Below are 26,185 nucleotides of genomic sequence, written 5' to 3'. Positions count from 1 at the left end.
CGCACGGCGTCCCCGGGCGGCTACGGCCCGTCCGGACCGGCGAGGCAGGATGGCGGTGCGGGCCCGTGCGGTTGCCGGTTCCGTAACCGTTACACCGGCAATGGGGAAGGGCGCGGCAGTGATCCATGAGGTGGACGAGGTCCTCAAGGGGCTGCTGTCCGGCGGTGCGCTGGCGGGGACCGGCGTCGACATCGCCTTCGACGCACCGACCCGCGACTGGGCCGCGCGGCGCAACGCGCCGACGATCGACGCCTATCTGTACGACATCCGCGAGGACGTCAAACGGCGTGAGCGGGGCGCGATCGCGGTCAAGGACGAACGCGGTGTGGTGCTGAGGCGGCGTCAGCCGCCGCGCTGGTTCCGGCTTTCGTATCTGGTCACCGCCTGGACGAAGCAGCCGCAGGACGAGCACCGGATGCTTTCCGCGGTACTGGCCACGCTGCTGCCCCGGGAGGTGCTGCCGCCGGAGGAACTGACCGGCGCGCTGGCCGAACTGGGGCTGACGGTGCCCATGACGGTCGCCGGGCTGCAGACCGACGCGCGGTCCTTCGCCGACATCTGGTCCGCACTGGGCGGCGAACTCAAGCCGTCGCTCGATCTCGTGATCACCGCGCCGTTTCCGGCGTTTCCCGAGTACGAGGCCGGGCCGCCGGTCACCGAGGGCGCCGGGGTGCGGGTGCGCGGCACCGACGGCACTCTCGACGGTTCGCAGGAACGCCACCACCAGCCACGGCACTTCGCCCGCCGGAGCGGCAGGGACGTACCGACGAGCAGCGGAGCGCAGCCCGAATGACCGCGGCTCCCCACACCACCGACCCTCACGCCGCCGACCCTCACGCCATCGACCCCCGCACCGCGGACCCCGCCGCGGCCGATCCGCTGCTCGTCCGGCTCGGGCTGCTGCGCGACCGGGTCACCGAGCTGGTCGGGCGGCGCAGCGCCACCGACCCGACGGCCGGAGACCCGTTGCGCGGGCTGTATCTGTCCGAGGAGGCGGTGCGGCATCTGCTGAGCACCGGGCGCGATGACGACCGGTCGGCCCCGCCCGCGAGCGACCCGCCGAGCGGGGACGAGGACGACCGGCCGGGGCTGCTCGCGGCGCGGCTCGGCCTGGGAACGCTGGACCTCGCGATCCTGCTGATCGCGCTCGCCCCGGACATCGACCGTGACTTCGAGCCGCTGTACGGCTACCTCAACGACGACGTCGGCCGGCGCCGGGCCACCGTCGGTCTGGCCGTCGAGCTGTGCGGTCTGCCCCCGCACGACGTGTCGGCGCGCGCCCGCTTCCACCCCTCCGCGCCGCTGTCCGTGCTGGGCCTGATGGCTGTCGAGGAGGCCGAACGCCCGTTTCTCAGTCGGTCGTTGCGCGTTCCCGACCGGGTCGTCGCGCACCTGCTCGGTGACGACACCCCCGACGTCCGCATCGCCCCGTACACCCGACTGCTGCCGGCGGACCCGGCGCGGTCCGCGCTGCCGGTGACCGGGCCGCCGGTGGCGCGGCTGGCCGAGCGGCTGTCGGCCGGCCGGCTGACGGCGTACCTGCGCGAGGACCGGGACGGGGACGCGCTCGCGTACGCCGTGGCCGCGCTGGACGCGGCCGGTCTCGAGGCGCTGCACTTCGCGCCCGGAACCGGCACCGGAAGCGACAGCGAAAGCGGGCCGGCCGGAAGCGGCGCCGGCTCCACCGCGCCCGACCCGCTGCCCGCGCTGCTCCGCGAGGCCCGGCTGCGCGGCTGCGCCCTGGTGGTGGCCCCGCTGCCGCAGCACCCGGAGCCGCTGGTGCGCGCGCTGGCCTCGGCGGACGACGTCTCGGTGCTGCTCGCCGGGGCCCGACCGTACGATCCGCAGTGGTGCGACAGCGACCCGCTGGTGCTCGACGCCCCCCGGCAACGGGCCGGGGATCTCGACGTCTGGTCGGCGGCGCTCGGCGTACCGGAGGCACCCGAGACGCTCGGTTTCGACCTGGCACGGGTCGTCGCTCCCTACCGGCTGGGCGGTGAGCGGATCCGCCGTACCGCACGGGCCGCACTGGACCTCGCCGCGTTCGAGGGGACCCCGCTGTCGGCCGGGCACCTACGGCTCGCCGCCCGGCAGCAGTCCGCTTCGGGCTTGGAGCAGCATGCCCGGCGGATCAGACCGGAGGTCGGCTGGCAGGACCTGGTGCTGCCCGAGCAGCCGCTGGCACAGCTGCACGAACTGGCCCTGCGGGCCAGGCACCGGGACCGGGTGCTCGGGGACTGGCGGCTGAGCGCGGGAGGCGGCCGGGGCCGGGGCGCGCTCGCGCTGTTCGCGGGTGATTCGGGCACCGGCAAGACGCTGTCCGCCGAGGTGGTAGCGGCCGAACTCGGCCTCGATCTCTACGTCGTCCAGCTCTCGTCGGTCGTCGACAAGTACATCGGTGAGACCGAGAAGAATCTGGAACGGATCTTCGCCGAGGCCGACCGCACCGACGCGGTGCTGCTCTTCGACGAGGCGGACGCCGTCTTCGGCAAACGCTCGGAGGTCACCAGCTCCAACGACCGTTACGCGAATCTGGAGAGCGCCTACCTGCTGCAGCGGCTGGAGTCCTTCGACGGCATCGTGCTGCTCACCACCAACCTGCGGGCCAACATCGACGAGGCGTTCACCCGGCGGCTCGATCTGATCGTCGACTTCCCGTTTCCGGACGCCGATCAGCGGCTGGCGCTGTGGCGGCACAGCCTCAGCCATGTGCCGTGCGCCGATGACGTCGAACCGGCCCGCTGCGCCAAGGAGTTCGAACTGTCCGGCGGCTCCATCCGCAGCGCGGTGGTCACCGCCGCCTATGCGGCGGCCGGCCGCGGGTCACCGGTCACCACGGCGGACCTGCTGGCCGGCGCCCGGCGCGAGTACCGCAAGGCCGGGCGCCTGGTGCTCGACGACAGCGGAGGCTGGTGACCGTCCGGTCACCAGCCTGCCGTCCGGTCACTGACTCGGTTCGACCTTGAGGATCCTCCACTCGCGGTCATCCGTGTTGCTGCAGGGGTCGAAGATGGTGAGCTGGGAGGTCTCGGAGGGCTGGTTGGGCCCGGGGTGCAGGAACCCCGCCACGTTCAGGCACATCTGGTTGCTGGCGTAGTTGTGGAACCAGTAGCCGCCGTTCGGCTGCTTCTCCAGCCACCAGAGCTGATTGTCGGCCGTCGTACCGACACAGGTGAACTCGCCGAGCGGCGTTCCGCTCGGCCTGCCTGTGAGCTCCCCCAGGTCGACACAGAGGTGGTCCTTGACGTTGCGCATCTGGAAGAGGGGGGCGCCGTTCGGGCCGCCATGCGGGTAACGCACCTCGAAGTCCCAGATCTGGTTGTCCTGGTCCGTGGGGTTGCAGTCGTTCTCCACGATCGGGCCGTCGATCTTGCCTGCGCCGCGGCCGGGCAGTTCCATGCACAGCCCGGTCGCGGTGTTCTGGACCAGGACGTGTTTGGAGTTCGACGGATCCGGCGGCGTCTTCTTCTTCGTCTTGGGCTTCCCACCGCCCGCCCCTCCCTGATCACCGGCCGACGATTCGCTCACCGGCGCCGTGGGCGCACTCGGCGACGGCGGTCCCAGGCTCACGCTCGGAGTCGGTGTCGGGTCGGTCAGTGTGTGGCCGACGTCTGCGGCCTTCTCGGCGGCGAGGCTGTGGACCGCGGGCTTGTAGGCGAACCAGGCGATCACGAACGTCACGGCAAGGGCCATGGCGATCGCGAGGAAGGTGGCGAGCCAGCGCGGCAGGAAGCCCTTCTGCACGTACACCCCGTCCACCGTGAGGGGTTGGACGCCCGAGCGCTGCACGGCGAGGCGGTAGGGACGGCTCTCCTTGCGCCCGAACCAGGTGATCTGGCGGGGGCGCACGGTGGCGTCGACGAAGGCGGCGCGGCCCGGCTCGATCTGGACGTTGGCGGGGTGGATCTCGTACGAGAGCTGGTCGCCGTTCTCGCTGCCGTTGACCGAGGCGGTGAGCCTGGTGTTGCCGATGTTGTCGATGGCCAGCCGGGGGCGGCCCCGGAAGCGGCCCTTGACGGTGTGCGGGACGAGTTCGGCCCGTACTTCGGTGAAGGGCGTGATGGTGACGTTGCCCTCGGGGACCGTGGTGGCCCCGGGGTGTTCGGTGGGGATGATCTGGACGCCGTACGGGTTGGGGCCCGCGGTCGCGTCCGGGGTGCGCGGTGGCGCGAAGGTGAGTTCCACCGTGCCGGTGGTGCCCGGGAAGAGCCGGATACTCGGTGGCTCGACGGTCACGTACGGGGCGATGTCACCGACCGGTACGCACCGGTACTCGTCGACGATGTCACCGGTGTTGCGCAGCCTGAGCCGCACGGTGGCTGTGCTGCCGGGGTCCACCGTGGTGGACGCGGGCTCCAGCGAGGTCCAGATGCTCACCCGACGACGTTATGGCGGTGGACGCCACTGCCGCAGGTGGCCCAGGGGCACACCTGGGCCCTCCTCGGCTGCCCGAACGGGCAGCTCTGCTCCGGTGGATGGTGCGGGTACGCACACCGGACGCCGGGCGGTGGGCACCGCGATGTCCCTTCGGGGCAGGCGTCATGCCCTCGGAAAGGTACGCCGGGACGTTCCCCCGGCGGGCTTCGCCCGGAAAGCTGGGGTCCAGTCCTGTCCTGTACCCCGAGGAGAGCTGAGTATGCCGTCTTACCTGTCACCAGGCGTGTACGTGGAGGAGGTGGCCAGCGGCTCGCGTCCGATCGAGGGAGTGGGCACCTCGGTGGCCGCCTTCGTCGGCCTCGCGCCCGTCGGCCCGCTCAACGAGCCGACGCTGGTGACCAACTGGACGCAGTACGTGGCCTCGTTCGGTGAGTTCACCGACGGCTACTTCCTCGCGCACTCGGTCTACGGCTTCTTCAACAACGGTGGCTCGGCCGCCTACGTGGTCCGGGTCGGCGGAGTACCCGGCGGGGTCGCGGACGAGGCCGCGCAGGGCCCGGCGGCCGTCGGCGCCGGCTCCGCGCCTGCCGCACTGCCGCCCGGCGAGCCCAAGCAGCTCGGCACCTTCGAGGTGTCGGCCGTCGCCCCCGGCGAGAGCGGTGCGATCAGCGTCGAGGTCGCCGACACCGAGGGCCCGGCCGACCGCTTCAAGCTGGTCGTCAAGGACGGCGAGAAGGTGGCCGAGACCTTCGACGTGTCGGCCAAGAAGGGCAGCCGCAACTACGTCGTCACCCAGGTCAAGGAACGCTCGAAGCTGATCCTCCTGCAGGAGGCGGCGGCTGCCGCGCAGCTCGCCAGGCCGGACAACCAGACGGTCGCGCTGGCCGCGCCGCCGGCACCGACCGCCGCTCCGCTGCCGGTCGAGACGCCGGGCGAGCAGGTGCGCATCGGCGACTACCTGGGCGACTCCGCGGACCGTACCGGCTTCGGCGGTCTCGAAGCGGTGGACGAGATCTCGATGGTCGCCGTCCCCGACCTGATGGCCGCCTACCAGCGCGGCGCGATCGACCTGGAGGCCGTCAAGGCGGTCCAGCTCGGCCTGATCGCGCACTGCGAGCTGATGGGCGACCGGCTGGCCGTCATCGACCCGCCGCCCGGTCTCAACGCACGGCAGATCCGGGTCTGGCGCCAGGAGACCGCGGGCTACGACTCGAAGTACGCGGCGCTGTACTACCCGTGGATCAAGGTCTTCGACCCGGCGGGCGGCCAGACCAGGCTGGTCCCGCCGAGCGGTCACGTCTCCGGCATCTGGGCCCGCAACGACTTCGAGCGCGGCGTGCACAAGGCGCCGGCCAACGAGGTGGTACGCGGTGCGGTGGACCTGGAGATGCAGATCACCCGCGGCGAGCAGGACCTGCTCAACCCGCTGGGCATCAACTGCATCCGCTCCTTCCCCGGCCGCGGCATCCGGGTCTGGGGTGCGCGTACCCTCTCCTCCGACCCGGCCTGGCGCTACCTCAACGTCCGCCGGTACTTCAACTACCTCGAGGAGTCGATCCTCACCGGCACCCAGTGGGTCGTCTTCGAGCCGAACGACCAGGCGCTGTGGGCCCGGATCCGGCGGAACATCTCCGCGTTCATGGTCACCGAGTGGCGTAACGGGGCGCTCTTCGGCGCCACGCCGGAGGACGCGTACTACGTGAAGTGCGACGCCGAGACCAATCCGCCGGAGTCGGTGGACCTCGGGCGAGTCATCTGCGAGATCGGCGTCTCACCGGTCAAGCCGGCCGAGTTCGTGATCTTCCGGCTGGCCCAGTTCTCCAGCGGCGGCGGCGAGCTCGAGGAGTAACAGCTTCTCCGCACCGGCCCGTCCGGCCGGTGCCGCTCCAGCGCCCTTCCCGTAACGACCGGTCTCAGCAGAAGGAACAGAGCTCATGAGTCTCCAGCCCGGCGATTCCCTCACTTCACACAATTTCGGCCTGCAGATCGACGGCGTCATGGTCGAGTACCTGCAGGAGGTCAACGGCCTGGACATGACGCAGGACGTCATCGAGTTCCAGCAGGTCTCCGCCAACGGCCAGCCCGTCACCAAGAAACTGCCCGGCGTGAAGAAGGCGGGAGAGGCCACCGTCGTCCGCGGTATGACCCAGTCGTCGTCGTTCAACGACTGGATCAACGCCTCGGTACGCGGCGACATGGGCTCGGCCCGCAAGAACGCCAGCATCCTGGTGATGGACTACCAGAACAACCCGGTGAAGCGGTACCACCTGCGCAACGCCTGGTGCAGCAAGGTGTCGGCCAGCACGGTGAAGGCCGGCGAGGCGTCCGCGCTGACCGAGAGCGTCACCATCACCTACGAAGAAATGATCATGGAGTAATGCGCCGGGGAGCGGCTGTCCAGCAGCCTGCCGGGAGCGCCGCCGTCGCCGCCGATCGTACGGATCCGGCGCCGGTCGCCGCCCCGGCCGAACCGGCCCCGGTACGCCGGGAGTTGCGCACCGAGTTCGCCTTCGAGCTGCCGCGCGGCTATGTCGACGAGTCGGGGACCGTGCACCGGGACGGTGTGATGCGGCTGGCCACCGCGCGGGACGAGCTGATCCCGCTGCGGGACGTACGGGTGCAGGAGAACCCGGCCTATCTGTCGGTGGTGCTGCTGGGCCGGGTGATCACCCGGCTGGGCAGCGTGCCGCATATGCACGACGGCGTGGTGGAGAACATGTTCGCCTCCGACCTCGCGTTCCTGCAGGACTTCTACCGTCAGGTCAATGCCGAGGGCCACACCAGGGCCGGGGTGACCTGTCCGCACTGCGAGCAGCCGTTCGAGGTCGAACTCGGCGGGAGCCGCCTGGGGGAATCGTGACGTACGCGACCGACCGTGTCCACGAGGAGATCGCGTACATCGCCTACCACTTCCACTGGAGCCTGGAGGACATCCTGGACCTCGAACACCGCGACCGCCGACGGTACGCCGACCAGATCGCCACGCTCGTGACGCGCGCGTCGGCCGATCGGTAGGGGCGGGACGACGGTCATGGGATTCCTCGATCGCTTGCGGGGGCGTACTGCTCCGGGTTCGGGTCCCGGGGCGCCGGCTCACGCCTCCGCGGCTCCGGCTGCGGCCGAGCCGGCCGCGATGCGGCCGTCCGACAGCGGATGGCGGGACCTGCCGCCGATCCAGCGCGCCGCCTCCGGTGCCGCCGGGCACGCGGTGGCGACCGCCGACTTCGGCTCCCGGCTGGCGACGTGGCAGAACCCCTCCTTCGGGAGGACGCTGTCGCATGCCGTACTGGACGGCGCACCGGCCGGCCTGCTGCGCGACGCGCTGACGCCGGCGGCCGCGCCTCCGGGCGGCGGGCTCGGGCTGCCCGGACTGTCGCTTCCGGTCGCGGTGGTCGACGACGGCGTGGAACCGGACAGCCCGGAGGGGCCGGCCGGCGCCTCGATGTCGGGCGCGCCGGGCTTCTCGGTCCAGCGGACGGTCGCTGCCGCGCGGCCGACCGGGCCCCGGGTGGCGCCCGTACGACCGGACTCGGCCCGCCGGCCCGCGCTGACCAGGTCGCCCGCACCGGCCGCCGTACAGCGCCGGCTCCTGCCGGCCGCGCCACGGCGCGCACCGGCGGGTGAGCCGTCCGCGGGGGCGGCCGTGGCCGCCGGTTCTGCGGGTCCCGGTGGAGCTGCGGGTTCCGGTGGAGCTGCCGGTTCCGGTGGTGCCGGTGATTCCACTGGTACACCTGACGGTCCGCCTGTCGGCCCTCCTGCCGGTCCCCGTGCCGTTGACGGGTCACGCAGTGCCGACGGGGGCCGTCCGGCCGCCCAACGGCCCGCGCCCCTGCGGCAGCAGACGGGTTCCGATTCCCTGCGGGTCCAGCGGACGGTGACGGCGGAGCCGTCCGGCCGTGCGGACTCGTCCGCCGGCGCCGACCGGCAGCCCGGAGCCGCGCCGGAGAGCGCGCCGGCGCAGCGTCCGGTGCCGCTGCCCGATAACCCGCCCGGGCCCGCCGGTTCGGCCCCGACGCCGGCATCCCTTCCGGTCGCGTCCCCGCGCCCGCAAAGCGTCGGCGCGGCACCAGCCGACGCGGCGAGTACGAGTATGAGCACGGCACCGGGACGTGGCGTCCAGGCAGGTGGGACGACGGGTAACAGCACCCCCCGCCGTGCGGCCCGCGCAAGCAGTGCGCCGGGACGTGTGACACCGCCGGGTGCCGATCCGGTGCAGCGGAGAGCGGCGCAGGGACCACGCAGGTCGGTGGCCGGGCTCGGCGCCCCGCTGCCCGGGGGCAGGCCGACCACCGGCACCGGCAGCGACCCCGCGCCGGGCACTGCCACGGGAGCGGGGCGGCCCGTCGGCAACGGTACGGCGATCGGGGCGGCAACCGGGGCGTCCACCACTACGACCGCAAGGGGACCGGCGCTGGGACCCGCGGTGGCGGCCTCCGGTGGTTCGGCCGACGGTGGCAGTGCGAAGCCGACTTCCGCACGGCCGGTGTCCGTGCAGCGTGCTGCCGCGTCGGGCCCGGGCGGAGCCGCCGCAACCGCCGGTCCGGCGGCCACCGGCAGTACGCAGCCAATCTCCGCGCGGCCTGGTGCTGCTGCCTCCGGGTTGGGGAGCCCCGTTGGCCCGAGTGTGCCCGCCCAGGGTTCCGCCCCGGAGTCGGCCGCCGCAGCGGGCGGCGCGGCGGATGACGTCACCGTGCCGCCGGCTTCCGCTCGCCCGGGCCTGCCTCCGCCGGTCCCGGCAGCGGGCCGTGCCCCCGCAACCGGTGTACCCGGTGGTCCGGCGGTCGGTGGCACCGTGCGGCCCGTGTCCGAACGGCCCGGCGGTGCGTCCCTGCCCGCCCCCGTACAGACCCGTCGGGCGACTTCCGACTCGCCCTCGGCCCCTTCCCGGCGACGCCCGCTGCTCGGCGCGCCCCTGGTCGAGCCACCTCCGGGGGCGCGGTCTCCTGACGGGCAGCAGGGAGGCCCAAGGCCCGCGCCGGCCAAGGAAACCGGTGCCGGATCCCCGAAGCCGAATCCGAAGCCGGAGGCCCCCGCCCCCGCCCTCACACCCGCCCCCGCGCCGGTCCCGGTCCCGGTCCGGCCTCCGGTGCCCGGTGCGGCTCCCGGCACCGCGCCGGGGCCTGTGGTGCAACGCGCGCCCGCCTCCGCCGTGCCCGGTGCGGGGGCTCCGACGAGCGTCGACTCGGCGGTGCGGACGGCCGCCACTCCCGGCAGGCCCGGGCCCGTATCTTCGGCGCCGGTACGCCCGTTGGCCTCGGCGCGAGCGGTGCAGCCGCCGCCGTCGTCGTCCGGCGCCGTACCGCCGCGGGGTGCAGTGGACGCGGTGGCCCTGCGCCCCGTCGCGTCCGGGGCGGGGGAGCCCGCCTTCGATACGGGCGTCACGCCGCGTCGTGTCGCGCCCGCCAGTCCTCCCGCACGCCCCGCCAACGTGCGGTCGGCCCCACCGAGTCCGCACGGGCAGCGGTCGGCGGCCCCGGCCGTCCCCGTGGTGCAGCGCCGCGCCGCGCCCACGTCTGGGCACGGTACGGCCGTGACGTCGTTGCCGGTGTCTCCGCAGGCCCCGCTGTCTCCGCAGGCTTCGCCGGAACTGCGGGCCGCCCAGCCCGTGCCCGGCCAGACCCCCGCCGCCGCACACGGAGGCGACCCGGTCAGGCGCGGGACCGAGGGTCAACGGTTCCGGGGGGTCGCCGAGGCATTTCCCGCGCTGCCCGTGCAACGTGCCGCATCCGCATCCGCATCCGCGTCCGGGTCCGCCCCTGCCGTAGCCGCCACGGTGACCACCCCCGCCGCCGTGCCGCTGGGTGGCGCAGGGCACCAGGACGCCCCGGTGGTGCCGCTCCGGTCCGCCGGGTCGCCGGCCGCCGCGGCCCCGGCCGCGCTGCCCGTGCAGCGGGCACCCGGTACGCCGCCGCCCCCCGCGCTGGCGAAACCGTCCCGGCCCGCGCCACCGCAGCTCTCCCCGGTCACCGTGCACGCGGCGGGAGCAGGCGGGAGCGGGGGCGCGCCGCCGCCCCCGTACACCGAGTACGCCGCGAGCCCCCCGCCGTACACCCCGCCCGCCCGGCCGGCAGCTTCGAACGTCAACAACGGGCCGCGCTGCGACGGTTCGACGGATGACACCGGCAGCCGGTTCGACGCGAGGGAGCTCTCCGACGGGCAGGTGGACGAGCTGACCCACCGGCTGATCGGCCCGATCACCCGGCTGCTGCGCACCGAGCTGCGGATGGACCGCGAACGGATCGGCAGACTCCGGGACCCCCGCCGCTGACCCCGCCGCCGAACCCCGCGACAACGGCACACCGCAGCACCCGCACCACCCGCACCACGCGAACCGCCAAGGAAGGAAAGCCGCACCCGATGCCCCAGGACCTCGATCCCGGTTCCACCATCTTCTTCAGCCTGTCCATCGACGGCGAGAGCCTGGGCACGTTCAACGGCTGCGAGGGGCTCTCCTCCCAGGTGGAGGTCGAGCAGCACCAGGAGGGCGGCAACAACGGCTTCGTGTGGCAGCTGCCGTCGCGGGTCACCTTCTCGAACATCACGCTGACCCGCCCGCTCACCCCGGACACCTCGAAGGTCGCGGCCTGGATCTCCTCCGTCACCACCGGAGTGACCCGGCCGACCGCGCAGATCTCCGCGCTGCGCGCGGACGGTTCGCTGGTCGCCCGCTGGGGGCTGATCGATGTGCTGCCGGTGAGCTGGCGCGGGCCTTCGCTGAACCCGGAGAACCCCGCGGTGGCCGTCGAGACGCTGGAGATCACCCACCACGGCTTCACCGACGCGGGGGCGGCGTAAATGGCGATCAAGGGCGGTGGAAAGGGCGGCGGTGGCAAGGGTGGCGGCAAGGGCGCGGGCAAGAGCCTGGTGCGTGCCACGCTGGCCATCCACCAGCCGCCGGTCGGCTACAGCACCACGCCCGGGGGGCTGATCCGCACCTTCGACTTCGACTTCAACCCCTCCCAGCTGGCGCTGAGCCGTCGCGCCCAGTGGAAGACCACCCCCACCGCCGCGGTGCGCGACGGCGCGGTGCCGGAGTTCATGGGGCCCGAGCCCCGCGAGATGACGGTCGAGGTCTTCCTCGACTGCTCGGACAAGCCGGACAGCAACGTGGTGCGGAAGAACGTCGAAGCGCTCTTCTCCTGCTGCGAGGTGACCTCCGCCAGCATCGCAGCCAAGCAGCCGTCGACCCCCTGGGTGGTCTTCCAGTGGGGCGCGTTCTCCACGGCCCGCTTCACCGCGTACGTCAGCTCGGTGGACGCCACCTACAGCCTGTTCTCGACCACCGGGGTGCCGATCCGCGCCACCTGCCAGGTGCATCTGCACGAGATCCCGAGCAAGACCGCCGGGCAGAACCCCACGTCCGGCGCGCTCACCGCCCGCCGGGTGCACCGGGTGGTGGCCGGTGACTCGCTGCAGTTCCTGGCCTGGCGGGAGTACGGCGACGCCACCGTGTGGCGCAGCATCGCCGAGGCCAACGACATCGACGACCCCGCCCAGTTGAGCCCCGGCACCGAACTCATGCTTCCCGCCGCCGAAGAGGTCGGCCACTGATGACCCAGATCGGCTACTCCAACGTCCTGCACGTCACCATCGCCGGCAAACCGCTGACGCCGAGCCTGGCCACCCTGCTGGTGGCCGGCTGGGTCGACTTCGGGGCCGGGGTGCCCGGCGCGTTCCAGCTGACCTTCCGCGACCCGAAGAGGAAGGTGCTCGCCGATTCCGGCGCCAGGATCGGCGCCGACGTCGTGCTGGCGCCGGTCGCCGACGGCAAGGGCGCCCAGTCCCCGCTGATCACCGGTGAGGTCACCGGCCTGGAGAGCGACTACGACGGCACCGGCACCTTCACCGTCGTACGGGGATACGACCTCGGGCATCGCATGCTGCGCCAGCGCCGGGTCCTCGCGCACACCAAGGTGACCGCGTCGGACATCGCCAGGAAGCTCGCGGCCAGGGACAAGGTCCCGGTCGGCACCATCGACCGGACCCGGACCGTCTACGACTTCATCTCCCAGGCCAACGTCACCGACTGGGACTTCCTCGGCCGGCTCGCCGACGAGAACGAGATGGTGATGTCCATCGACTCGAAGGGCAAGTTCCAGTTCGTCACCGCCGACCCGGCGTCCGGCGCGCCGCCGGTGAGCACCCCGAGCGAGAAGAGCCCGCTGGTCCTGGAGGCCGGCGTCGACATCCTGCGCTGCCGGGCCGCCGTCACCTCCGCCGACCAGGTGAGCAGGGTCGATGTGCGCGGCTGGGACGTGGCGAAGAAGCAGGACCTGAAGGAGAGTTCACCGGCCGCGCACAACCCCGGCTTCGAGATCGGCACCACGCCGGCGAAGGCCGTCAGTGCCTTCGGCACCGCCACCCTCGTCGAGACCGACACCCCCTACGACAGCGCGCCGCAGGCGAAGAAGGCCGCCGCCGCGCTGGCCGACGACGTGACCGCGGCCTTCGCGGAGCTGGAGGTGACCGTGCGCGGAAACCCCAAGCTGCGGCCCGGCGTTCCGGTCGCCCTCTCGGACGTCGGTGAGCCGTTCGAGGGCAAGTACACGGTGACCGCCGCCCGGCACACCTTCGGCGACGGCCGGCACTACGAGACGTTCCTGACCGTCAGCGGACGGCAGTGGCGTTCGCTGTACGGCCTGGCGTCGGGCGGCGCCGGCAGCTCGGCCAGGCTGCCGGGGGTGGCGAACGCGGTGGTCACGGACATCAACGACCCGAAGAAGCAGGGCCGGGTGAAGCTGCGGTTTCCCTGGCTCGACGACCAGTACGTCAGCGACTGGACCCGTACCGTGCAGTTCGGCGGGGTGGGCGGCGGCGGGGTGATCGCGCCCGACGTGAAGGACGAGGTGCTGGTGGGCTTCGACCGCGGCGCCCTGGACCATCCCTTCGTCATCGGCGGCCTCTACAACGGCAAGGACGTCCCCGGGAAGGTGGATGTCCCGCTGACCGACCCCACCCGGGGGACGACCGTGCGCCGTACGCTGGCGGACCGCAGCGGCGACCGGCTCGACCTGCTCGACCAGCGGGTCGGTAAGCGGGGGGTGCGGCTCAGCACCGGCGACAACAAGCTGACCATCACGATGGACCGGGCCAAGACCGAGATCACGGTCGACAGCCGGGGCAGTGTCAGCATCCACGGTTCGACGTCGGTCTCCGTCGACGCCGGCCGGGACCTGTCGCTCAGCGCCCGCGGCAAGGTGTCCATCAAAAGCGGCGGGCTCCTGGACATCCAGGGCAGGTCCATCACCGCCAGAGCCACCGGCGGCGTGTTCAACATCAACGCGATGGGCCTGCTGTCGGTGAAGGCCGAGGGCGCGATGAGCCTCAGCGCGCTGGGTGCGATGGCGCTGAACGCGGTGGGCGTCATGAGCATCTCGGCCGGCGCGACCGCGCAGATCCAGGCCGCCGCCGAACTCGGCATCAAGGCTCTGAAGGTGGACCTGCTCGGCCTGGTCGAGGCCAACGGAATGCCGGTGGTGTGATGGCTGAGCAATTCGTCGGTACCGGCTGGGCGTTCCCGCTGCGGATCGGCCCCACCGGCGGTATCGCCATGGTCAGCGGCGAGCGCGAGGTCGAGGAAGCCATCCGTCTTGTCCTGGCCACCGCGCCGGGGGAGCGGCCGATGCGCCCCGACTTCGGCTGCGCCATCCACGACATGGTCTTCGCCCCCGTCAACGAGGCGACGGCCGGCCGGATCCAGCACGAGGTGTACGTCAGCCTGGACCGCTGGGAGCCGCGCATCGAGGTGGAGGACGTGGAGGTGACCGCGGGGGACCAGCAGGGCGTGCTCTTCATCGACGTCCGCTACTCCGTCCGCGGCACCAACAACCCGCGCAGCCTGGTCTTCCCGTTCTACGTCATCCCCTCCCACGACGAGCCGTCCCCGAACTCCGGGCCGGCCACCGAAAGCGACCACTGATGGCACTCCCCTCCCCCAACCTCGACGACCGCCGCTTCCAGCAGTTCGTCGACGACGCCAAGCGCTACATCCAGCAGCGCGCCCCGGAGTGGACGGACCACAACGTGTCCGACCCGGGTGTCACCCTGGTCGAGACCGTCGCGCACATGGCCGACCAGGTCGTGTACCGGCTGAACCGGGTGCCGGAGAAGAATCACCTGGCCTTCCTCGACCTGATCGGCATCACCCTCTTCCCGCCGTCCGCGGCACGCACCGACGTCACCTTCTGGCTGTCCGCGCCGATGGACGAGGCGGTGCTGCTGCCCACCGGCACCGAGGTCTCCACGCTGCGCACCGAGAGCGAGGAGGCGGTCGTCTTCGCCACCGAGCGGGAGCTGACCGTGGTCTCCTGCGAGTTGGCGTATCTCGTCGTCCAGCGCGACGGCGAGGCGGCCGTCGACCGGACGGCGGACCTCGGCGAGGGCAAGGACCTGCTCTGCTTCGCCGAATCACCCCAGCCGGGCGACTGCATGCTGCTCGGGCTCACCGCGGCCGTCCCGCACTGCGCGGTCGTCCTCGGCCTGGACAGCCAGGTCGACGGTGTCGGTGTGGACCCCAGGCAGCCGCCGCTGGTCTGGGAGGCGTGGACCGAGGACGGCTGGCGCGCCTGCGAGGTCGACCGGGACGGCACCGGCGGCCTCAACCGCCCCGGCGAGGTGGTCCTGCACGTCCCCGGCGGCCACACCCGCTCGCGCACCGGGCGCCGGGAGGCGGGCTGGCTGCGCTGCCGGGTCACCGCTCCGGAGACCGGTCAGCCCTTCTACACCACCTCGCCCACCGTGCGGTCGGCCGAGGCGTTCACCATCGGCGGCACCACCGGCGTCGTACACGCCGAAACGGTGCGCGACGAGGCGCTCGGCGAGTCGACCGGGCTGCCCGGCCAGCGGCTGCGGCTCGCGGTCGCCCCGGTGGTCGGTGACGTGCCGCCGCTGCACCTCCAGGTCGCCGAGCGGGACGGCTGGACCGACTGGGACGTCGTCCCGCACTTCGCCGCTTCCGGCCCGCAGGACCGGCATGTCACCCTCGACGCGGCCACCGGCGAGATCGCCTTCGGACCGGCCGTACGCGAACCCGACGGCGCCCTGCGCCAGTACGGGGCCGTGCCGCCCAAGGGCGCGGTCATCCGCGCCCGCCGCTACCGCACCGGCGGCGGCCGGGCCGGCAACGTCGCCCGGGGCGCCGTCCAGGTGCTGCGCAATTCGATCCCGTACGTCGCGGAGGTCGTCAACCGGGAGGCGGCCAGGGGCGGGGTGGACGGTGAGACGGTCGCCGAGGCGAAGGCCCGCGCCCCCATCACCCTGCGCGCCCAGGACCGGGCGGTGACCCTGCGCGACTACGAGGAGCTGGCCCGCCGCGCCGCGCCGGAGACCGCCCGCATCACCTGCATCGAGGGCGACCCCGACCAGCACGGCGCGCACGCCGTGCGGGTGCTGGTCGTGCCGCAGGCGGTGCCCGACCCGGGCGGGTGGCTGCGCTTCGAGCAACTCGTCCCCGGTGACGCCCTGCTGGACCGGATCACCCGGTATCTCGACGCCCGGCGGCTGCTCGGCACCCGCCTCGCGGTGGGGCCGCCGTTCTATCAGGGCGTCACCGTCGTCGCGACGCTGCACGCCTTCCGCGGCGCCGACACCGACCTGGTCAGGCGGCAGGCCCATGAGGCCCTCTACCGCCACCTCGACCCGCTGACCGGGGGCGTGCACGGCAAGGGGTGGCCGTTCGGGCGGCCGGTGCAGTCCGGTGAGGTCTTCGCGGTCCTGCAGCGGGTGCCCGGGGTGGAGTTGGTCGACGAGGTGCTGCTGCACCCGGCCGACCCGCTGACCGGCAAACGCGGCGACCCGACCGAACGGATCGACCTGGAACCGCCGGCCCTGGTGTTCTCCTACGACCACCGGGTCCGGGTCATCGGGGACGGCTCATGAGGGGCTCGGTCGACGGCCTCGGCTCGTCCGCGCCGCTCGGCATGATGCTGCCCGCCGTCTTCGCCGACGACGACCTGGCCCAGCGGTTCGTCGCGGGGCTCGACGAGGTCCTGGCCCCGATCCACAACGTGCTGGACTGCCTCGACGCGTACTTCACCCCGTCACTGGCACCGGCCGACTTCACCCGCTGGCTCGGTGACTGGGTCGGCGCGGAGACCGACGTGGCGGACCGGCCCGGCCTCGACGACGACGGCGACGCCGTGCTCCGTACGGCGGTGGCAGCGGCCGCGCATCTGCACCGGATCCGCGGCACCCGGCGCGGCCTCGAGGAAGCGATCCGGCTCGCCTTCGGCGTGGATCCGGAGATCACCGAGAGCGGCGCCGCCGGCTGGGACGCCAGGCCGCTCGGCCCGGTCCCCGGTGACCGGCGGCCGCACCTGCACGTCTCCCTGGCCCTGCCCGACCCCGGCCCCACCGACCAGCACCGGCTGGAAAGCCTGGTGGCGGCCGCCCGCCCCGCCCACATGCCCTACACGGTCCAGGTGACCGCGGCCGAAAGGACACCCGGCAGATGACCACCGAGACCCCCGGCGCCGAGCCGGGCCGCAGGATCCCGCAGGCCTCGGCCTGCGCGGAGTGCGGCACCCCCGCCGTTCCCGGTCACTCCTTCTGCGACGGCTGCGGCGCGGTGCTCCGATGGAGCCCGGGCGGACGTACGGCGGCGGCCGCTGCCGTGGCGTCGGCCGATGCCGTCGCTCCGCGAGGCGCCGCTGCCCCGGGCGGGGCGCCGGACGCCCCGGCCGGTACGCCGTACGCCCCGGCCGCCGGTGTCCCGGGCGGCGCCGGGCCCGCGCCCACGGACGGGCCCGGCGGGCCCGAGTGGTCGGGTGGGCCCGCCGACCACGACAGCGGCGCGGAGGACGACACGGAACCGCTGCCTCCGGTCACCGACGGGAGTCGGGCTCCCGACCCGGGCCGGGCTCCCGATATGGACCGGACTCCTGAGGTGGACCGGGCTCCTGACCTGGAACGGGAGAGGGCCAGAGCCCTGCTGGTCCCGGTCGCGGACCCGGAGCGGCGTGCCCCCGAAGCACCGTCGGTCGCCCCCGTGCTGCCGGGCCGCCCGGCCGCCGCGCGTCCGCAGGTCCAGCAGCCCGGCCAGGAACCCGACGAGGGCGGCGCCCCCTGCCCCTGGTGCGGTACGGGCAACCGGCCCGACCGCCACTTCTGCCGCCGCTGCGCTATGACCATGGCCGGGCGTCCGGAGGACACGGCGAGGCTCCCGTGGTGGCGACGGCTCGGCATCGGCAACCGGGACGTCCCCTGGGCCGGTGAGCGGCCCCGGCTGCGCCGCGGCCTGGGCCGCGTCCTCACCTGGGTGGCGGGCGCCGCCGCGCTCACGCTCGTCATCGTCGCGGCGTTCCAGGTGGGCCCGGCGAGCCATGCCGTCCGCGACCACTTCTCCAAGCGCGCCCCCGTCGCGCCCGACTCCGAACGGGCGTCCCGGTCCTTCGGCGGACACGGCGCCGACAAGGCCTTCGACAAGCTCAACAACACCTGGTGGGGCCCCGGCGTCACCGAGTCCGGCGACGGCGAATGGGTCGAGGCCCGCTTCCTGCAGCCCACCCGGCTGCTGGACGTCATCATCACCTCTGGCATCTCCACCCAGCCCAGCGACCTCTCCAAGGCCGCTCTCCCGCACCGCATCGAGGCCCGGATCACCAACGCCGACGGGCACACCACCACCCGCTATCTCAACCTCGACCAGGCCAGCGGCCCGCAGACCCGCTCCTTCCGCGTCGGCGCGGCCACCTCGGTGCGCTTCATCATCCGCTCCGCCTACGGCGCGTCGTCGAAGAACCAGGTCTCCATCGCCGAGATCGAACTCTTCGGACGCTCCAACGCGTCGAACTCCTGAAAGCCGGACCGGTGAGGGTGCGACCACCACGTCAGCCGCGCGACGCCCGGGACACCCAGCCCCGTTCGTACGCGTGCCAGCCCAGTTGCAGCCGGGTGGTCGCCCCGGTCAGCTCCATCAGACCCTTCACCCGCCGCTGTACCGTCCGCAGTCCCAGCTCCAGTTGCTTCGCGGCGCTCGCATCGGTCAGACCGGCCAGCAGCAGAGAGAGGATCTCCAGGTCCGTCGGATCGGGCCCGGTGGTCTCCTCCTTCACCCGGCCGTTCTCGCCGAGCCTGAGGGGCATGGCCTCGCGCCACACCGCCTCGAAGAGCCCCATCAGCGACTCCAGCAGCCCGGAGGCGTGAACCACCAGGGCGGCGGGCTCGGCGCCGCGGCCGGTCAGCGGCACCATCGCCAGGGTGGCGTCGGCGACGACCAGCTTGGTGGGCACCCGGTCGACGACCCGGCACTGCTCGTCGCGGCTCAGTGCGGCCGAGAGTTCGAGAATTCCGGAGGGCAGCGAGAGCGCCCCGCGCTCGATCACCACCCGGAACGAGACCCCGCGTGATGCGGCCTGCTCCTCCGACTCGTTCTCCAGCCCACTGACCGCGACCGGCTTCCCGGTGACCAGGGCGCACACCTCTCTGGCCGCCCCCAGCTGCAACTGGTGGAAGCGGTGCGCCACCGCGCTCGCGCCCGTGACCACCTCGACCAGGTCGTGTACCGCCGGCTCGGTGGCCTCCGCCCGGTACTCCTCGGCGAGCAGCGCCGCCGCGAGCTCCGCCCGGTCCAGCTCATGGCGCTGCTGCGTCAGCAGCGCCCCCAACGCCACCCCCGGCGGCGCCGCCACCCAACGGCCGGTGCGGGCCGACGACTGGGCGGCGAGCCCGTGCTGTTCCAGCCTGCGCAACGCCCGTTCGGTGTTCGACTCGGGAAGGGCCAGCCGGTGCGCGAGATCGGACACCTCCGCGGCTCCCACCGCCACGAGTGCGCGGTACGCCGACTCCTGCGTCTCGTCGAGGCCTATGGCTCCCAGCATCCCCGGCCCCCTCCACCCTGCCGCGGTCTCGGGCGCCCGGTCGTGGCGGAAAGCGGTCGCGGCACGAACCCGCCGCGCACATCATCCCTTTACCGCCCGTCGCTCTGTCAATGTGACGCCACTGCAATACCAGCAACATCCGGAATATCGCGGTTCGTTCAGAAGTGTCTGGTTTCACTTGAGGAGAGCGATGCGTCCGATATCGCGTGCGCACCGGGCGAGTCCGGCTGGTCCTCCGGGGTGTTCACCGTCCCGGCCGGGACGCCGCCCGGGTGACGACCAGAACACCGACGGGCTCAGGGCCCTGCCGGCGAAGGATGGCCGGAAGATCGGCCTGAGCGTCAGCGGCCACGCCGGCTACACGCCCGGCGACCGGTCACGGCGTCTCCCGTGCCGGCGCCGGGAGCGGCGCTGGATGTATTGAGCTAGAGCGTGCCCAGCTTCAGCAGCGAGAGCAGCGCGATGAGCTGGATCGACGAGGCCGCCAGCGCCCTGGGCCAGGCCAGGTCGTGCGACTTGCTCACCATCGAGGTGAAGAGCGCGCCCGCGGCGAGCCAGGTCAACCAGCCGAGGATCTGGACGAAGCCGTTGTCTCCGCCGAGGAAGACCGCGAAGAGCAGCCGCGGGGCGTCCGTGATGGACATGATCAGCATGGACAGGCCCACGGTCGGCTGCCAGGCGCCGTCACCGCCGAGCTGCCGGGCCAGCGTGTGGGTCACCGTGCCCAGCAGCACACCACCGATGACGAAGGCCACACCGGTCGTCAGGACGTACGGGATGGCGCTGGACATCGTCGCGTGGACGGTGTCCGCGCGGGCCTGGTCGAAGCCGAAGAGGGCGAGCATGCCGTAGAGGAAGGTGACGGTCAGCGCCGGAGCCCAGACCGCGTGGTCGCGCATCTGCCAGAAGGTCGGCCCCGGGCGCATCACGATGCCGCGCAGCAGGTCCCGCCAGGGCAGCCGCGGGCCCGCCGGCGGCCCGCTGGTCTGCCCCGCGCGGTAGGTGTTGCCCGCGCCGTACGGGTCCTCGTCGATGCGGAAGGCCTGGGTGTGTCCCGGGTTGTTCGCGCTGCCGGCATACGGGTCGGATATCGGTCGGCCGCCGTAACCGCCGGGCGGGCCCTGCCGGCCCTGCTGGTACGGCTCGTCGAAGTACTCCGGCTCCCCGTACGGCTGCTGGGCCTGCGGCGGCCACGGGTGCTGCTGCGGTGCACGCCGCGGTTGGGCAGGTCCGCTGCGGTACGGCGGGGGCGGTGCCTGCCTGCCGTACGGCTGCTGCTGCGGTTGTTGTTGCGACGTGCGGTTGTCCCGGCCGCGTCCGATCCTGAATCCAGCCACCCATCGAACGTACCCGGTCCGGCGGGGCGGGGGGCCGGGCCGGTGGGAACGGGCCCGGCTTTGCTGCCGAGCTGTGACATCCCCTAGGTGAGACCCGTCAGGGTCCGATCAGGCCGTGCGTCAGCTTCATCAGGCGCGCACGGGCCTCGGTCCCGTACGCCTGCCGGCCGCATCAGTGGGGCTCGGTCCCGGACGGGCAGCCGCACAGTCGGTAGTCTCGTGGTGCCGGGCCTCACCGGCGCACGGCCGGCCACCGAAAGGGCGTCGCGCGATGACCTACCGAGAGACGGACGTCAGCCGGACCGTGAGTCGGCTCCTGGCCGAGCATCCCGACCTCGACCCGTCGGCCGAGGGCGCGCTGGACCAACTCGACCAGTTCCACATCGGCGGCGCCGATGCGGTCGACCGGCTCATCAGCAGCCTCGCGCTCGCCGAAGGCGACCGGGTCCTGGACATCGGCTCGGGTTTCGGCGGACCCGCGCGGCAGATCGCCGGCCGTACCGGGAACCACGTCACCGGCATCGACATCACCCCGGCCTACGTCGACGCCGCTCGCGACCTGAACGCAAAGGCCGGTTTGCGCGACCTCGTCGAATTCCGGGTGGGCGACATCAGCGATTTCGAGCCCGACCCGTTGTTCCAGGCCGCGATCACGATGCACGTCCAGATGAGCATTCGGGGCAAGACCGCTTGGTTCGCGCACATCGCCCGCTGTCTCGCCCCCGGCGCGCGCCTGGCCGTCTGGGAAGTCTGCCGGCCGCGGCAGGCCGGTCTGCCCTGGCCGATGCCCTGGTCGCTGGACGGCACCGACAGCTTCGTCGTCACCGCCGCGGAGCTGCACGCCTCGATCGAGCACGCCGGCTTCACCGCCACCGAATGGACCGACGAAACGGCCTGGACCCAGGACTGGATCACCCGGACATTCGCCCACGGCCTGCCCGCCGGACCGGCCCTGCCGATGCTCCTCGACGACGGCTACACCCGGACCATCAACTACGCCACGGCGCTCGGCGACGGTTCCCTCCAAGTCTGGCGAGGGGCGTTCACCAGGGACCGCCCCTGACGTGCGCCGGCCCAGCCGTCATTCTCTGACGCCGGCGACCCCGAAGCCGTCCATGTAGTCGCGGACCCGCCTGAGCAGTCCGTCGCGGACGTGGAGTATCAGAAGACCCGGGACGGTGAAGGGGGCACTCCCGCTCGGCAGCGATCCCACCACGACATGCTCGGCGATGATCACTTCCGGATCGGTGGTCTCGTAGGCCGCTACCTTCCTGATCTCCTGCACCTGGACCGGGCCGGCGCCCCAAGCCGCCCGGTATCCCGCACGCACGGCTTCACGTCCCTCGTAACGCGGGGGGAAACCGGGAGAGGTGAACGGGAACTCGTGCACCGCGTCCACGGCATACAGATCGGCGAGATCGTCGGCGGACATGTCGAGCATGGCCTGGTAGTAGCAGGCCAGCACCTCGCGAGGGGTGCGGACAGCGGATGGCTCGAGGTTCGACACAGAGGGCACTCCATTCGCTCACCAGTTGAGTCACTGCGCGCGGCACCGCCCGTCACCATCCTGCTGGGCGTCACCATCGGCCACAAGTTCCTTGAGCCGGCCCTCTTACGTTGCAGGACGCGGCCGCGGCTGCATAGCCGATTACTTCGGATCGTGCTTGAACGAGGCGGTCGACCAGCGGTAACCGAGCGCCGCGAGCACCAGGCACCAGGCGACCGCGAGCCACCCGTTGTGGCCGATCCCGGTGCCGAGCAGCAGACCGCGCAGGGTCTCGATGGCCGGCGTGAAGGGCTGGTACTCGGCGATGGGCTGGAACCAGCCCGGCATCGCGTCGATCGGGGTGAACGCGCTGGAGATGAGCGGGAGGAGGATCAGTGGCATCGCGCTGTTACCGGCCGCCTCGGCGTTCGGGCTTGCCATGCCCATCCCGACGGCGATCCAGGTGACCGCCAGGGCGAAGAGCACCAGCAGCCCGAACGCCGCCAGCCACTCCAGGGGCGAGGCGTTCGTGGAGCGGAAACCGATGGCCACGGCGACGATGCCGACGAGGACCACGCTGGCGACCGACTGCAGCACACTGCCGACGACGTGTCCGATGAGTACGGACCCGCGGTGGATGGCCATGGTGCGGAAGCGGGCGATGATGCCCTCGGACATGTCGGTGGCGACGGACACCGCGGCTCCGATGACGGTGCTGCCGATGGTCATCAGCAGGACGCCGGGGACGACGTAGGCGATGTAGTCGGAGCGGTCGGCGCCGCCGCCGGTGATGCCGGCGCTCATCACGTCACCGAAGATGTAGACGAAGAGCAGCAGCAGCATGACCGGCGTGAGCAGCAGGTTCAGGGTCAGCGACGGATAGCGCCGGGCATGCAGGAGGTTACGGCGCAGCATGGTGTTCGCGTCGCGTACGGCGAGGGAGAGGGCGCTCATCGGACTGTCTCCTTGGGCGGGTTGTTCTGGGCGGGCACGTTGGTTCCGCCGGTCAGGGCGAAGAACACGTCGTCGAGGTCGGGGGTGTGCACGGTCAGCTCGTCCGCCTCGATGCCCGCCGAGTCCAGCCGGTCGAGGACGGCGCGCAGCGCGCGCTGGCTGCCGTCGCTGGGGATCTGCAGTACCAGCGCCTCGTCGCTGGGGGCGCCGCCTGCTCGGGGGAGGGTGACGTCACGCAGGGCGACGGCGGCGGACTGGTAGGCGGCCGGGTCGGTGAAGCGCAGCCGCACGTGCCCGCCGGGGATGAGCCGCTTCAGCTCGTCGGCGGTCCCCTCGGCGGCGATCCTTCCGTCGCTCAGGACCGCGATGCGGTCGGCGAGTTCGTCGGCCTCGTCCAGGTACTGAGTGGTGAGGAAGACGGTGGTGCCGCCGGCGACCAACTCACGGATGATCCCCCACATGTTGTGCCGGCTGCGCGGGTCGAGGCCGGTGGTCGGCTCGTCGAGGAAGATGATCCGCGGGCTGCCGACCAGCGTCATGGCGATGTCGAGGCGGCGCTTCATGCCGCCGGAGTAGGTGGCGGCGGGCTTCTTCGCGGCATCGGTGAGGTCGAAGCGCTCCAGCAGCTCGGCGGCTACCTGCCGCCCCTGGCGCTTGGGCAGGTGGTGCAGGTCCGCCATCAGGAGCATGTTCTCCTCGCCGGTGATCAGACCGTCGACGGCGGAGAACTGTCCGGTGACGCCGATCGCGGCCCGCACGGCCTGCCGGTCGGCGGCCAGGTCGTGGCCACCGACGTGCAGGTCGCCGGCGTCGGCGGTGATGAGGGTGGAGAGGATCTTGACGACGGTGGTCTTGCCGGCGCCGTTCGGGCCGAGCAGGGAGAAGACCGTGCCGGACGGAACCGCCAGGTCGATGCCGTCGAGCACGACCTTGTCGCCGTAGGACTTGCGCAGCCCGTTCGCCGCGATGGCCAAGCTGGTCATGGAGGTTGCTCCTTCTGGAGGCTGCGGATCAGCGGCTGGTGATCAGAGGCTGCGGGCGGTGATGTCGCCCTGGGAGGTGGTCGCGTGGATGTCGAGCTCGGCGGTGCCGTCGTTCCTGAGGTTGTTGCTGATGCGGCCGTGGGAGGTGCCGGCGTCCAGGGAGGCCGAGACTCCGGCGGCGGCACCGACCGAAACGTCGCCGGACCGGGTACGGAGCACGACCTTGCCGCGCACGGCCTCGGCGATCCGGATGTTTCCCCGCGCGGTGCTGATCTCCGCGGAGCCGCCCAGCCGGCCGACCTCGACATCGCCGTCGATCGCAGTGAGCCGGATGCTCGCGGCCTCGTCGATCTTGATCTGCTGGTACGCGCCTTCGAAGGCGATGTCGCCGAGCCGGCCGACCGCCCGGAATTCGGCGCTGGACGCCTTGGTCTCGACGCGGGAACCGGCGGGCAGCTGGACCGTCACCTCGATGGCTCCGGAGGGGCCGAGGTACTGGTTCTTCGCCGGGACCTCGATCCGCAGGACTCCGTCCGCGTATTCGACCCTGGTCTGTTCCGCCGCCTTCGCGTCGCGGCTCTTCGAGGCGTGGGCGGGCCGCACATCGACCGCGGTGTCGGACCGGTCGGCGGCGATGATCTGGACGCGCCCTGCGGGGATGTCGAGGACGGCGGAGATCGGGGCGGGGGTGTCGAACTTCTGCATCGTGCGCTCCTTCGACTCTGTGTTTCCAATGAAGGAAACGCTACGTTGCGTTCGCAGAGACGGCAATGGCTCCGTTGCAAGTGCATGGCAAAGTAGCAGGTGAGAGCCGCAATATCATTGCGATCGTCGTGATGTTTAATGCAACGCCAGCTCCGTGAGCGTTGCAATGGAATGAAAGTGAACGCTATACTGACGGCACCGAGGAGCACGAAGGAGACGGCAATGCCCGGAGGCAGACTCACCCAGCAGGACCGCCGGCAGATCGCGCTGGGGCTGGCCGACGGCCTCGCTTACGCGGAGATCGCCAGAGCTCTCGAGCGTCCGACCTCCACGGTCACCCGTGAGGTCATGCGCAACGGGGGGCCCACCGGATACCGCGCGGACCTGGCCCACCGCGCCACGGAACGGCGCGCCCACCGGCGCAGGTCCGCCTCGCCCCGAGGGCCGGAGCCCGCTCCCCAGCCGCACGGACGCGACGCCGAGGCCGTCCGTGAGTACGAGGAGCTGTTCACCACCGTCATGATGCAATCGGGCCTGCCCAAGACGATGGCGCGGGTGATGGTCTGCCTCCTCACCACCGATGCCGGCAGCCTGACGGCGTCCGAACTCGCCCAGCGCCTTCAGGTCAGTCCGGCGACCATCTCCAAATCGATCGCCTTCCTGGAGGGCCAGACCCTGGTCCGCAGGGAACGCGACGAACGCCGCCGGGAGCGCTACGTCGTCGACGACGACCTCTGGTACCAGTCCATGATCGCCAGCGTCCGGTCCCTCACCCAGCAGGTCGAAATCGCACGGCAGGGTGTCGGTGTCCTCGGCCCCGGCACTCCGGCCGCCGTCCGCCTGGAGAACGTCGCCCGCTTCCTCGACTTCGTGAGCGAGAGCCTCGCCCGCGCCGCGGAGCAGGCCCGCGAGATCCTCTCCACGAAAGCAGAAACCACCTCTTGAGCCGGCAGAGCGGGCGACGTCGTCGTTCAGGACGTCGTGCCTCGGCCGTGGGGGCAAGGCCGGAGCCCTCTTGGGTGAAGGGCCCCGGGCTCGGAGGTGGTGTCGGCCGGTCATGTCGGCGCCCAGCAGCGGGGTGCCGGTCGCGGAGACCTTGGTGGCGGTGAGGCCGTAGCCCGCGCCGGTGGGGGCCGGCTTGCCGCCGTTCGGACCGAAGGTGGCGGTGAAGCCGTCGGAGTTGTCCTCGTGCGGTGGAGCCGACCGTCAGACCGGCCTTGCCGTCGCCGTTGAAATCGCCCCACGCGCCGGAGGACGTGGCGGCGGCGCTGCTCGCCGTGACGATCAGCAGTCCGCCGGTGAGAGCGGCGGCTGCCGAGGTGGCGAGAGCGGCACGGAGCCGTCTGTGCACGGAAGTACCTCCTCTGATCGGCGCCGGCCGGGGCAGAGGAGAGACGTTCGGGAAGGCCGGACGGTTGGACCGCGACGGGAGAGCGCGAAGGGGCCGGATCCACCCTCGGGTGGATCCGGCCGTCAGCACCGGGTGGCGCTCCTCGGGGGGCGTGGTGATCGTCGACATCTCACGGA

The 26,185-nt window shown here is 72.2% G+C and carries 24 protein-coding genes; 16 read left to right on the top strand and 8 right to left on the bottom strand.

All coding sequences use genetic code 11. From position 1 onward, the window contains the following. The first annotated feature begins 118 nt into the window (after positions 1-118). Entirely contained in the window at positions 119-793 is a 675-nt protein-coding gene (locus tag AB0M87_RS16870; protein WP_365853497.1) for a DUF4255 domain-containing protein, read from the top strand. Next, positions 790-2,916: an ATP-binding protein gene (locus AB0M87_RS16865; protein ID WP_365853495.1), complete on the top strand. Its 2,127-nt coding sequence runs from the start codon at positions 790-792 to the stop codon at positions 2,914-2,916. Before AB0M87_RS16870 ends, AB0M87_RS16865 begins: the two co-directional genes overlap by 4 nt. 27 nt (positions 2,917-2,943) lie before the next feature. Here AB0M87_RS16865 and AB0M87_RS16860 read toward each other — a convergent pair whose 3' ends face one another. Continuing rightward, positions 2,944-4,377 (bottom strand): RICIN domain-containing protein, encoded by a 1,434-nt coding sequence (locus tag AB0M87_RS16860; protein WP_365853493.1) that lies wholly within the window; start codon positions 4,375-4,377, stop codon positions 2,944-2,946. Positions 4,378-4,636: 259 nt separating this feature from the next. Between AB0M87_RS16860 and AB0M87_RS16855 the strand changes: the two genes are divergently transcribed. The 4 genes from AB0M87_RS16855 (at position 4,637) to AB0M87_RS16840 (ending at position 7,392) form a co-directional block, all read left to right on the top strand. Beyond that, on the top strand, positions 4,637-6,226 hold the full coding sequence (locus AB0M87_RS16855; RefSeq protein WP_365853491.1) for a phage tail sheath subtilisin-like domain-containing protein: 1,590 nt from the start codon (positions 4,637-4,639) through the stop codon (positions 6,224-6,226). An 85-nt stretch (positions 6,227-6,311) separates the two neighbouring features. Next, positions 6,312-6,755 carry a phage tail protein gene (locus AB0M87_RS16850; protein ID WP_365853489.1) on the top strand — a complete coding sequence of 148 codons (444 nt, stop codon included), beginning with the start codon at positions 6,312-6,314 and terminating at the stop codon, positions 6,753-6,755. Next, positions 6,755-7,237 carry a hypothetical protein gene (locus AB0M87_RS16845; protein WP_365853487.1) on the top strand — a complete coding sequence of 161 codons (483 nt, stop codon included), beginning with the start codon at positions 6,755-6,757 and terminating at the stop codon, positions 7,235-7,237. Before AB0M87_RS16850 ends, AB0M87_RS16845 begins: the two co-directional genes overlap by 1 nt. Beyond that, the gene (locus AB0M87_RS16840; RefSeq protein WP_365853485.1) at positions 7,234-7,392 is read left to right on the top strand and encodes a DUF6760 family protein; all 159 of its coding nucleotides are present in this window, start codon (positions 7,234-7,236) and stop codon (positions 7,390-7,392) included. The genes AB0M87_RS16845 and AB0M87_RS16840 overlap by 4 nt, the downstream gene beginning before the upstream one ends. Positions 7,393-7,470: 78 nt before the next feature. Here AB0M87_RS16840 and AB0M87_RS16835 read toward each other — a convergent pair whose 3' ends face one another. Next, positions 7,471-8,100: a hypothetical protein gene (locus AB0M87_RS16835; RefSeq protein ID WP_365853483.1), complete on the bottom strand. Its 630-nt coding sequence runs from the start codon at positions 8,098-8,100 to the stop codon at positions 7,471-7,473. Between the two features lie 1,807 nt (positions 8,101-9,907). On the opposite strand from AB0M87_RS16835, the gene AB0M87_RS16830 reads away from it, so the two are divergent. From AB0M87_RS16830 to AB0M87_RS16795, 8 genes are all read left to right on the top strand, one after another. Beyond that, the gene (locus AB0M87_RS16830; RefSeq protein ID WP_365853481.1) at positions 9,908-10,645 is read left to right on the top strand and encodes an extensin; all 738 of its coding nucleotides are present in this window, start codon (positions 9,908-9,910) and stop codon (positions 10,643-10,645) included. Positions 10,646-10,734: 89 nt separating this feature from the next. Further along, positions 10,735-11,172 carry a phage tail protein gene (locus AB0M87_RS16825; RefSeq protein WP_365853479.1) on the top strand — a complete coding sequence of 146 codons (438 nt, stop codon included), beginning with the start codon at positions 10,735-10,737 and terminating at the stop codon, positions 11,170-11,172. Next, positions 11,173-11,928: a LysM peptidoglycan-binding domain-containing protein gene (locus AB0M87_RS16820; RefSeq protein WP_365853477.1), complete on the top strand. Its 756-nt coding sequence runs from the start codon at positions 11,173-11,175 to the stop codon at positions 11,926-11,928. Next, positions 11,928-13,859, top strand: coding sequence for a VgrG-related protein (locus tag AB0M87_RS16815; protein WP_365853475.1), 1,932 nt, complete (start codon positions 11,928-11,930; stop codon positions 13,857-13,859). The genes AB0M87_RS16820 and AB0M87_RS16815 overlap by 1 nt, the downstream gene beginning before the upstream one ends. Continuing rightward, the gene (locus AB0M87_RS16810) at positions 13,859-14,296 is read left to right on the top strand and encodes a GPW/gp25 family protein (protein ID WP_365853473.1); all 438 of its coding nucleotides are present in this window, start codon (positions 13,859-13,861) and stop codon (positions 14,294-14,296) included. Before AB0M87_RS16815 ends, AB0M87_RS16810 begins: the two co-directional genes overlap by 1 nt. Further along, the gene (locus AB0M87_RS16805) at positions 14,296-16,254 is read left to right on the top strand and encodes a putative baseplate assembly protein (RefSeq protein ID WP_365853471.1); all 1,959 of its coding nucleotides are present in this window, start codon (positions 14,296-14,298) and stop codon (positions 16,252-16,254) included. The genes AB0M87_RS16810 and AB0M87_RS16805 overlap by 1 nt, the downstream gene beginning before the upstream one ends. Further along, the gene (locus tag AB0M87_RS16800; RefSeq protein ID WP_365853469.1) at positions 16,251-16,829 is read left to right on the top strand and encodes a phage tail protein; all 579 of its coding nucleotides are present in this window, start codon (positions 16,251-16,253) and stop codon (positions 16,827-16,829) included. Before AB0M87_RS16805 ends, AB0M87_RS16800 begins: the two co-directional genes overlap by 4 nt. Next, the gene (locus tag AB0M87_RS16795; RefSeq protein ID WP_365853467.1) at positions 16,826-18,172 is read left to right on the top strand and encodes a zinc ribbon domain-containing protein; all 1,347 of its coding nucleotides are present in this window, start codon (positions 16,826-16,828) and stop codon (positions 18,170-18,172) included. The genes AB0M87_RS16800 and AB0M87_RS16795 overlap by 4 nt, the downstream gene beginning before the upstream one ends. Before the next feature lie 31 nt (positions 18,173-18,203). Here AB0M87_RS16795 and AB0M87_RS16790 read toward each other — a convergent pair whose 3' ends face one another. Beyond that, on the bottom strand, positions 18,204-19,193 hold the full coding sequence (locus AB0M87_RS16790) for a helix-turn-helix domain-containing protein (RefSeq protein WP_365853465.1): 990 nt from the start codon (positions 19,191-19,193) through the stop codon (positions 18,204-18,206). Positions 19,194-19,618: 425 nt separating this feature from the next. Beyond that, the gene (locus AB0M87_RS16785) at positions 19,619-20,530 is read right to left on the bottom strand and encodes a YIP1 family protein (RefSeq protein ID WP_365853463.1); all 912 of its coding nucleotides are present in this window, start codon (positions 20,528-20,530) and stop codon (positions 19,619-19,621) included. Between the two features lie 271 nt (positions 20,531-20,801). Between AB0M87_RS16785 and AB0M87_RS16780 the strand changes: the two genes are divergently transcribed. Further along, a complete protein-coding gene (locus tag AB0M87_RS16780) occupies positions 20,802-21,593 on the top strand; it encodes a methyltransferase domain-containing protein (RefSeq protein WP_365853461.1) in 792 nt (263 codons plus the stop codon). Positions 21,594-21,611: 18 nt separating this feature from the next. Here AB0M87_RS16780 and AB0M87_RS16775 read toward each other — a convergent pair whose 3' ends face one another. The 4 genes from AB0M87_RS16775 to AB0M87_RS16760 all read right to left on the bottom strand — a co-directional run bounded on the left by AB0M87_RS16775 (position 21,612) and on the right by AB0M87_RS16760 (position 24,658). Next, complete coding sequence (locus AB0M87_RS16775) at positions 21,612-22,037, bottom strand: nuclear transport factor 2 family protein (protein ID WP_365853459.1); 426 nt, start codon at positions 22,035-22,037, stop codon at positions 21,612-21,614. A gap of 141 nt (positions 22,038-22,178) precedes the next feature. Next, positions 22,179-22,970, bottom strand: a complete 792-nt coding sequence (locus AB0M87_RS16770) for an ABC transporter permease (RefSeq protein WP_365853457.1) — start codon at positions 22,968-22,970, stop codon at positions 22,179-22,181. Continuing rightward, the gene (locus tag AB0M87_RS16765) at positions 22,967-23,953 is read right to left on the bottom strand and encodes an ATP-binding cassette domain-containing protein (protein WP_365853455.1); all 987 of its coding nucleotides are present in this window, start codon (positions 23,951-23,953) and stop codon (positions 22,967-22,969) included. The genes AB0M87_RS16770 and AB0M87_RS16765 overlap by 4 nt, the downstream gene beginning before the upstream one ends. A 42-nt stretch (positions 23,954-23,995) precedes the next feature. After that, a complete protein-coding gene (locus AB0M87_RS16760) occupies positions 23,996-24,658 on the bottom strand; it encodes a DUF4097 family beta strand repeat-containing protein (protein WP_365853453.1) in 663 nt (220 codons plus the stop codon). A 222-nt stretch (positions 24,659-24,880) separates the two neighbouring features. Here AB0M87_RS16760 and AB0M87_RS16755 point away from each other — a divergent pair, with 222 nt between their 5' ends. After that, a complete protein-coding gene (locus AB0M87_RS16755) occupies positions 24,881-25,603 on the top strand; it encodes a helix-turn-helix domain-containing protein (RefSeq protein WP_365853451.1) in 723 nt (240 codons plus the stop codon). Positions 25,604-26,185: the final 582 nt, after the last annotated feature.

This window comes from Streptomyces sp. NPDC051320 (genome assembly GCF_040682175.1).
GTDB lineage: Bacteria > Actinomycetota > Actinomycetes > Streptomycetales > Streptomycetaceae > Streptomyces.
This window is presented reverse-complemented; position numbering and strand designations above follow the sequence as displayed.

What these genes read in the sequence shown, in the direction of transcription:
- AB0M87_RS16805 (WP_365853471.1), top strand. Translation starts at nt 14,296, where the DNA reads ATGGCACTCCCCTCCCCCAACCTCGACGACCGCCGCTTCCAGCAGTTC.
- AB0M87_RS16850 (WP_365853489.1), top strand. Translation starts at nt 6,312, where the DNA reads ATGAGTCTCCAGCCCGGCGATTCCCTCACTTCACACAATTTCGGCCTG.
- AB0M87_RS16790 (WP_365853465.1), bottom strand. Translation starts at nt 19,193, where the DNA reads ATGCTGGGAGCCATAGGCCTCGACGAGACGCAGGAGTCGGCGTACCGC.
- AB0M87_RS16795 (WP_365853467.1), top strand. Translation starts at nt 16,826, where the DNA reads ATGACCACCGAGACCCCCGGCGCCGAGCCGGGCCGCAGGATCCCGCAG.
- AB0M87_RS16825 (WP_365853479.1), top strand. Translation starts at nt 10,735, where the DNA reads ATGCCCCAGGACCTCGATCCCGGTTCCACCATCTTCTTCAGCCTGTCC.
- AB0M87_RS16760 (WP_365853453.1), bottom strand. Translation starts at nt 24,658, where the DNA reads ATGCAGAAGTTCGACACCCCCGCCCCGATCTCCGCCGTCCTCGACATC.
- AB0M87_RS16820 (WP_365853477.1), top strand. Translation starts at nt 11,173, where the DNA reads ATGGCGATCAAGGGCGGTGGAAAGGGCGGCGGTGGCAAGGGTGGCGGC.
- AB0M87_RS16770 (WP_365853457.1), bottom strand. Translation starts at nt 22,970, where the DNA reads ATGAGCGCCCTCTCCCTCGCCGTACGCGACGCGAACACCATGCTGCGC.
- AB0M87_RS16815 (WP_365853475.1), top strand. Translation starts at nt 11,928, where the DNA reads ATGACCCAGATCGGCTACTCCAACGTCCTGCACGTCACCATCGCCGGC.
- AB0M87_RS16780 (WP_365853461.1), top strand. Translation starts at nt 20,802, where the DNA reads ATGACCTACCGAGAGACGGACGTCAGCCGGACCGTGAGTCGGCTCCTG.
- AB0M87_RS16810 (WP_365853473.1), top strand. Translation starts at nt 13,859, where the DNA reads ATGGCTGAGCAATTCGTCGGTACCGGCTGGGCGTTCCCGCTGCGGATC.
- AB0M87_RS16765 (WP_365853455.1), bottom strand. Translation starts at nt 23,953, where the DNA reads ATGACCAGCTTGGCCATCGCGGCGAACGGGCTGCGCAAGTCCTACGGC.
- AB0M87_RS16845 (WP_365853487.1), top strand. Translation starts at nt 6,755, where the DNA reads ATGCGCCGGGGAGCGGCTGTCCAGCAGCCTGCCGGGAGCGCCGCCGTC.
- AB0M87_RS16865 (WP_365853495.1), top strand. Translation starts at nt 790, where the DNA reads ATGACCGCGGCTCCCCACACCACCGACCCTCACGCCGCCGACCCTCAC.
- AB0M87_RS16855 (WP_365853491.1), top strand. Translation starts at nt 4,637, where the DNA reads ATGCCGTCTTACCTGTCACCAGGCGTGTACGTGGAGGAGGTGGCCAGC.
- AB0M87_RS16800 (WP_365853469.1), top strand. Translation starts at nt 16,251, where the DNA reads ATGAGGGGCTCGGTCGACGGCCTCGGCTCGTCCGCGCCGCTCGGCATG.
- AB0M87_RS16755 (WP_365853451.1), top strand. Translation starts at nt 24,881, where the DNA reads ATGCCCGGAGGCAGACTCACCCAGCAGGACCGCCGGCAGATCGCGCTG.